The sequence below is a fragment of the Porphyromonas sp. CAG:1061 genome, assembly GCF_000435035.1.
GTDB classification, from domain to species: domain Bacteria; phylum Bacteroidota; class Bacteroidia; order Bacteroidales; family Porphyromonadaceae; genus Porphyromonas_A; species Porphyromonas_A somerae.
The window spans coordinates 1-7,503 of sequence record NZ_HF988842.1 but is presented as its reverse complement, the minus strand read 5'-3'; the positions used below and the strand labels follow the sequence as shown (position 1 = coordinate 7,503).

The window sequence follows — 7,503 nt, the reverse complement described above, 5'->3', positions numbered from 1 at the left end:
CTCGCCGATTGCTTAGTTGCATCTCAACTTTTCCCTACTAGCATGGAGGTTTTATGGAGGCACATTGAGATGGCGATCTACCCATGTAATTGTCTTGTTCTTGACAAGGGGGCTAACCCGCAAGGAGAATCTGCTGACCCCATCTATTATTTTAGATGAACACCTCAAATAAAATGGTTAAGTTTGCAAGTCATATAGGGTAGTAAAAATGGACAAGAATAATAATATAAATAGCCAGTCACAAGAGCAACAATTGGTGGTGCTGGGGGCTCGCGAACACAATCTCAAAGATATAGATGTAGAGATTCCTCGCCATTCACTTGCTGTAGTCACAGGCTTGAGTGGTAGTGGAAAGTCGTCGCTTGCTTTTGACACCATATATGCGGAGGGGAACAGACGTTATATTGAGACCTTTTCGGCATACGCAAGAGGCTTCCTCGGTAATCTCGAACGTCCAGACGTAGACCAAATCATTGGGCTCTCGCCTGTTATCTCCATCGAGCAAAAGACCACTGTCAAGAACCCAAGGAGTACCATAGGCACCACGACAGAAATCTATGACTTTTTGCGACTGCTCTATGCACGCACCGCTACCGCTTATAGCAAAGGGGGCAAGGCGATGGTCAGCCACAATGAGGAGCAAATCTTCGCTATGGTATGTAGGGACTTCAACAACCAACGCATCCAAATATTTGCCCCGATAGTGCGGGATCGAAAAGGGCACTACCGGGAGCTTCTGGAGAGTATGCGACGAAAGGGCTATCTCTATGTTCGTGCCGACGGAGAGATGCTGGAGCTGAAACCCGGACTGGCATTAGCACGATACCAAAACCATAGGGTAGAGGTGCTTATTGATAAGTTGGCTCTACAAGAGAATGAAGAGTCGCTTTCTCGGTTAAAGGAGGCACTTCGAGTGGCACTTCATCTTGGAAAAGGCGTCGTGATGGTTCAGAAGTATCAATCTACAGAGGAGCCCCTATTTTACAGTAAGCGATTGATGGATGCCGAGACGGGCGAAAGCTTTGAAGAGCCAGCACCACATACCTTTTCCTTTAACTCACCCCAGGGAGCTTGCCCCAAGTGTAAGGGCATTGGGGAGGTTCCGGCTCCTGATATGAGCAAGATCATCCCCGACCCCTCTCGAACCATTCGTCAGGGAGGACTGGCTCCATTGGGCAACTTTAAGCCCAATATGATATTTAAGCAACTAGAGGCGATCACTGAGCACCACGGTTTCACCATCAATGATCCGATTAAGGAGTTTCCAGAGGAGCTGATGGATGATATTATGAATGGTGTAGACTATCCTCTCAAGCACAAAGTGGAGGCAACAGGTAAGGTGGAGCGTCTCTTTTCGTATGATGGGCTGATTGCCTATCTCAGGGCTTTAGCAGACGAGGAGGAATCGAGCAAAATACGTAAGTGGGCCAATCAGTTTAGTACTTACAAGTGTTGTCCATCTTGCGGAGGTAAGCGATTGAATAAGGTAGCACTCTCTTTTAAGATTGATGGGCACGATATTTCTGAGGTTTGTAATTGGTCGCTTCCTAAACTGCTAGAGTGGATCAAGGGGGTCTCCGACAAGATTGAGAAGCGGAAGAAGGTGGTGGCGAAGGAGATTATCAAGGAGATTGTGAACCGTCTGGAGTTTCTGCTAGAGATGGGGTTGGACTATCTCACGCTCAATCGCACCACTGGTTCGCTTTCGGGCGGAGAGATGCAGAGGATTAGGCTGGCTACACAGCTGGGGAGTAAGCTGGTAAATGTGCTTTATATTCTAGATGAGCCGAGCATCGGCCTGCACCAGAGAGATAATACAAGGCTGATAGAATCACTAAAACGACTTCGGGATCAAGGCAATTCGCTGATCGTGGTAGAGCACGATAAGGATATGATGCTGGCAGCAGACTACATCGTAGACATGGGTCCTGGAGCTGGACGCAAGGGTGGAAAGGTAATCTATAGTGGCACGCCAAAGGAGATGCTCAAGGCGGACACCCTTACAGCACAGTATCTTAATGGCACCAAGGCTATAGAGGTGCCTACTAGTCGGAGAAAGGGGAAAGGAAGCTCGCTCCGATTGATTGGCGCCACTGGGAATAATCTCAAAGGGGATACGCTAGAGATTCCATTAGGAAAGCTAGTACTGGTGACGGGGGTATCGGGGAGCGGGAAGTCAACCTACATCAATGACACCCTTTACCCAGCCCTCTCCAAGCACTTTTATCGCTCATTGGAGGAACCCCTACCCTATAAAACGATTGAGGGGATCGAAGAGGTGGATAAGGTGGTGCAGGTAGATCAATCACCCATTGGAAAGATGCCACGAAGCAATCCTGCGACCTATACGGGGGTGTTTACAGATATCCGCAATCTCTTTGTGGAGATGCCAGAGAGCAAGATTCGTGCCTATAAGCCAGGGCGTTTCTCGTTTAATGTGAAGGGTGGACGATGTGAGACCTGCAAAGGCAATGGTTATAAAAAGATTGAGATGAACTTCCTACCCGATGTCTATGTGCCGTGCGAGACGTGTAAAGGGCGTCGCTATAATCGGGAGACGTTGGAGGTGAGGTACAAAGGAAAATCAATCGCCGATGTACTGGATATGACAGTGAATATGGCGGTAGAGTTTTTCGACACCCAGCCAAATATCCTACGGAAGATAAAGGCCCTACAAGATGTGGGGCTGGGCTACATCAAGCTAGGACAGTCGAGCAATACGCTATCTGGTGGAGAAGCACAACGTGTAAAACTCGCCACAGAATTGATGAAGCGGGATACGGGGAAGACGGTTTACTTCCTCGATGAACCCACTACAGGACTTCATTTTGAGGATATCCGGGTACTGATGAATATTCTTCAGAAATTGGTAGACAAAGGCAATACGGTAGTGATCATTGAGCACAATTTAGATGTCATCAAAGTGGCGGATCATATCATTGAGATAGGTCCTGAGGGAGGCGAAAAGGGAGGTCGCATTGTTTTTGAAGGAACTCCAGAAGAGATGATCGCACAAGATAAGGGGTATACCACTCCTTTCTTAAGGGATGAATTAAAGCAAAAATGAATAGAGAAAAACTACTTAAGGAGCTCAATCCTGAGCAAAAAGAGGCGGTAGTCCATAGCGGCTCTGATAGCCTGATACTGGCAGGTGCTGGGTCGGGCAAAACAAGGGTGCTCACCACAAAGATCGCCTACCTCCTTACCGAAGGGGTGGCTCCGTTCCAGATATTAGCACTCACCTTTACCAATAAAGCAGCTCGGGAGATGCGAGAGCGTATCGGCACACTGGTAGGAGGCCCGGTGGCAGGATTGATCACTATGGGGACGTTTCACTCGGTATTTGCTCGCTTTTTGAGGAGCTATGCCGACCGCTTAGGGTACAATCATTCGTATACAATCTATGATACCACCGACTCTAAGTCTTTGGTGAAGATGATCGTGAAAGAGCTCCAACTAGATGAAAAGATGTACAAGCCTAGCTACATTCAGGCGGAGATCTCTAATGCTAAAAATAGTGGGCTTTCGCCTAGAGACCTAGCAGATGAGATGGTAGCCCACAGGCATGACCTCCGAAAAAGCGTACCCGCATTGCCGAAAATATATCGGGAGTACGAGACGAGGTGCCAACGAGCTAATGCAATGGACTTTGATGACCTTCTGCTGAATATGCTTCGACTGTTGCAACAGCATGAAGATGTAAAAGTGTCATTTCATGAGCGGTTTAGGTATATTCTCATCGATGAGTACCAAGATACGAATAGGGTACAGCACAAGATAGTACAGCAACTCAAAGGACCTTCTACGGAGCTGATGGTAGTGGGTGATGATGCTCAGAGTATTTATTCTTTTAGAGGGGCGGTGATAGATAATATCATCAACTTCCAAACTACCTTCCCAGGGGCTAAGCTATTTAAGCTCACCAAGAATTACCGCTCGACTGGCAATATTGTGGAGCTAGCTAATGGGTTGATCGCCAAAAATGAAAAGCGGATCCCTAAGGTGGTGGAGGCGGTAGCTGGTAAAGGTGAGAAATCACTGCTTTTTGAGTCGTTTAGTGCACCTATGGAGGCTCAGCAGGTGGCAGCACAGGTCAATCAACTCATCCATTCAGATACCAACCCTGAGGATATTGCCATTCTATATCGCACCAATGCACAGAGTAGATTGCTAGAGCAGTATCTCAAGATGTTTAGCATCCCCACCCGCATCTATGGTGGTCTCTCCTTTTTTGATAGAAAGGAGGTGAAGGATTTACTCGCTTATCTAAGGTTAGTAATCAATCCGGACGACGACGAAGCCTTCCGAAGGGTCTACAATGTGCCGGCAAGAGGGATCGGAGCTGTGACCTTTGAAGGCATCGCCAAAGTGGCCAATAAAAAGGGGTTGTCTCTAATGAGCACCGCCAAAAGTCCAGAGCAACTCTCAGGTGTGGTGCGAGGTGCAGGGATTAGCAAGCTAAGTGCTTTCGTGGAGCTGATAGAGGTGATTACAAGTCTAGCTGATGATCTAGCCCCGATCCCCTATCTCCAGAAGGTAATTGAACTAACAGGGCTAAAGGCGATGTACAATGATGGGAGCGTAGAGGGACAGTCTAGAATGGACAACATTGCGGAGCTGGTGAGTGCCCTAGATGATTTTATCACCCGAAGAAAACTGGAGCAAGGCGAAGAAGAGCCCTCTCTTGAGGACTTTGTAAGGGAGATGACGCTTTATACCGACCAAGACACTGAAGACGACGACACCCCAAAGGTGACCTTGATGACCATACACGCCTCCAAAGGCCTTGAATTTGACCACGTCTTTTGTGTAGGACTTGAGGAAGGCATTATCCCAAGTAATAGAAGCACTGGAATTGCTGATATTGAGGAGGAGCGTCGCTTACTCTACGTGGCGATTACACGTGCGAAAGAACACTGTACCCTAAGCTATGCGAGGGAGAGGATGGTAAATGGGCAAACTAATATGGCCATGCCAAGTCGATTCCTGAGGGAGCTAGACCCGAAGTATGTGAAAGATAACTCTGGAATCGTTTCGGGAGGAGTTATGGAGAAAGCCATTGAAAAGCTACAGCAATTGCATCGTGACCTTCCCCCCACTCCCTCTGCTCCAAAGCGGATGACTCGCATCAAGCATAGTCGGCAGGTAGGTAGTGATGGCCCAAGTGGTAGAGATAATGAGGTGCTGACAGATACGGCGGCCGATACCGACCTAAAGAAAGGGGACATCGTCTATCACAATCATCTAGGAAGGTGTGAAATCCTAGGTTTCGTGGAGACTTCAATTATGGGAAGTAAAGTGAGTGTGCGATTGGAGGATAACTCAGTTCGCCAATTGATTCTTAAATTTGCCAAACTACGTAAAGAATAACTTGATAAGATATGACACTAGACGATCAAATCACAGAAGGATATCACCAACAAGGGGTGCGGACAGGAGTGCTTGAGGTAATCTGCGGCTCAATGTTTTCGGGCAAGACGGAGGAGCTGATGCGACGTATCAAGAGGGCTCTGATCGCACGACTCAAGGTGGTGGTTTTCAAGCCGGTCACCGATACCCGCTACCATGCCACGAATGTGGTAAGTCATGACAAAAACTCCATTCCAAGCATCCCTATTTCCAACTCAGCACAAATGCTAGACCTGATTAAGGACGCAGATGTGGTGGGCATAGATGAAGCTCAGTTTATTGATAACGGCATCATAGACGTTTGTCAGAAATTGTCGGATAATGGCATTCGGGTGATCGTGTCAGGACTGGATATGGACTTTATGCGTCGTCCCTTCGGGCCTATGCCGGCTCTGATGAGTATCGCTGATAGAGTCACGAAGGTGCATGCGGTCTGTATGGACTGTGGCGCCCCAGCCAATTTCTCCTATCGCCTTGGCGACGATGACCGCGTAGTAGTGCTTGGAGCTATGAAAGAATACGCCTGCCTCTGTCGCTCCTGCTATCTTGCCCGCATCAAGAAAACAGCAGAATAGATAAACAAGAGATCTAAGCATACAGAACAAAGGTCGTTCAGAGCCAACGCTTTGAACGACCTTTATTTTACGGAAAAGACTATGTCAATCAGTGAGGGAGGCGATTGCCTTTTTCCTTGCCAGCATACAAGCCCCCATCACACCAGCATAGCGGAGGAGGATAGACTGCTTTAGTTCGGTATCTTGGTTGACCATGTTGAGCGAATACTTACGTATAGCACTTTGGATGGGGTGGATAAGGTAGTCACCCACCTGTGCCAGCGGACCACCAATCACCACCACATGAGGGTTGAAGATATTGATGAGGTTGGCCAAATGCAAGCCTAGCTGCTCACCCACCTCCTCCAGAATCTCAATACAGAGCATATCCTCCTTCAGCGTTGCCTCAATCAGGTCATCCAGCGTGATATCCTCAATCTTCTTTCCACTATCTGTGATGATAGAGCGGTCACCCTGCTTCACACGCTCAATAAACTTACGGTGCATAGCACGTCCAGAGGCTTCAGTCTCTAGGCACCCCTTCTTGCCGCAGTGGCAAATCACTTCATTCTCATAGCAATGGGTATGCCCAAACTCTCCACTAAAGCCCGACTTTCCCGCATAGGGCTCACCATTGATAATGATGCCTAGGCCAAGCCCCCACGTAGCATGCACGAAGAGCAGATTCTCCCCTTTCTGCCGATAATGCAACATATACTCCCCGTATGCAGCAGCACGCGAGTCGTTATCGATAAATGTAGGGATGCCGAAGGTATTAGTAAAATAGGTGGCGAGAGGAGTCCCTTCAAAATTAAAGTAGGTATAGCTATAGCCAGTATGTGGATTGAGACGGCCCAGAATATTGATACCGATGCTCACAATAGAGTGACGTGGCACATCTATTTCGTGATCCATATAATTATTGACTTCATTGCAAATAGTATTAAGGCACTCCTTTGTATTGGCAAACCTAAAGGGGATATCCATCTGGGAGTGCACCTGATTACCCGAGAAGTCCATCAATACAAAGCTAATATGCTCGGAAGAAAAGTCCACCCCTAGGAAGTAAAAGTCCTTATCGGTCAGCCCAAATAGAAAGGGGTGCCGACCGGTAGAGGCCTCCAGCTTACCAAAATTACGCAAGAGCCCATGATCCACCAGCTCCCCCACCAGCTTACTGATCGTCGGCACACTCACCCCCAAGAAGCGAGCCAATACCGGCAAGGTCTCAGGACCATTATCCACTAGATACTCCACAATCTGTCGCTTATACTGCAGATTCTTAGGATTGGTATCAAATAATAATCTAAATTCGTTCTCCGTCATAATATTAATAATGCAACTATTACTACCTACAAATATATATAATATTTTCATAACTAATCTAATTATCACCTCAATCTTACCAATTTCTAAATAAGAAAGCACCTATTTACTTAAATTAGATAGAAGCTATCCCCCGATAACTTCCCCAAAAATCTAAGAGCTGAGCAGGCCAAAAGTTGAGTTGCAACTAAGCAATCGGCGAGTTGCAACTAAG

Annotated in this window: 4 protein-coding genes; 3 read left to right on the top strand and 1 reads right to left on the bottom strand. The window is 47.4% G+C overall.

Going from position 1 to position 7,503, the window contains the following annotated elements; translation table 11 throughout:
- Positions 1–208: 208 nt before the first annotated feature.
- Genes uvrA through QVO39_RS00825 form a run of 3 tightly spaced genes read left to right on the top strand, consistent with a single transcriptional unit; the run spans position 209 to position 5,984 of the window.
- On the top strand, positions 209–3,067 hold the full coding sequence (uvrA, locus tag QVO39_RS00835; RefSeq protein WP_021902609.1) for an excinuclease ABC subunit UvrA: 2,859 nt from the start codon (positions 209–211) through the stop codon (positions 3,065–3,067).
- Positions 3,064–5,370, top strand: coding sequence for an ATP-dependent helicase (locus QVO39_RS00830; protein WP_021902608.1), 2,307 nt, complete (start codon positions 3,064–3,066; stop codon positions 5,368–5,370). The genes uvrA and QVO39_RS00830 overlap by 4 nt, the downstream gene beginning before the upstream one ends.
- A gap of 11 nt (positions 5,371–5,381) precedes the next feature.
- Positions 5,382–5,984 carry a thymidine kinase gene (locus tag QVO39_RS00825; protein ID WP_021902607.1) on the top strand — a complete coding sequence of 201 codons (603 nt, stop codon included), beginning with the start codon at positions 5,382–5,384 and terminating at the stop codon, positions 5,982–5,984.
- Between the two features lie 84 nt (positions 5,985–6,068).
- Here the strand turns inward: QVO39_RS00825 and QVO39_RS00820 are convergent, their stop codons facing one another.
- A complete protein-coding gene (locus QVO39_RS00820) occupies positions 6,069–7,289 on the bottom strand; it encodes an ROK family transcriptional regulator (RefSeq protein WP_288171289.1) in 1,221 nt (406 codons plus the stop codon).
- Positions 7,290–7,503: the final 214 nt, after the last annotated feature.

Bases quoted from the DNA above. Each gene is read 5' to 3' on its own strand.
- QVO39_RS00825 (WP_021902607.1), top strand. From the start codon at position 5,382: ATGACACTAGACGATCAAATCACAGAAGGATATCACCAACAAGGGGTG.
- uvrA (WP_021902609.1), top strand. From the start codon at position 209: ATGGACAAGAATAATAATATAAATAGCCAGTCACAAGAGCAACAATTG.
- QVO39_RS00820 (WP_288171289.1), bottom strand. From the start codon at position 7,289: ATGACGGAGAACGAATTTAGATTATTATTTGATACCAATCCTAAGAAT.
- QVO39_RS00830 (WP_021902608.1), top strand. From the start codon at position 3,064: ATGAATAGAGAAAAACTACTTAAGGAGCTCAATCCTGAGCAAAAAGAG.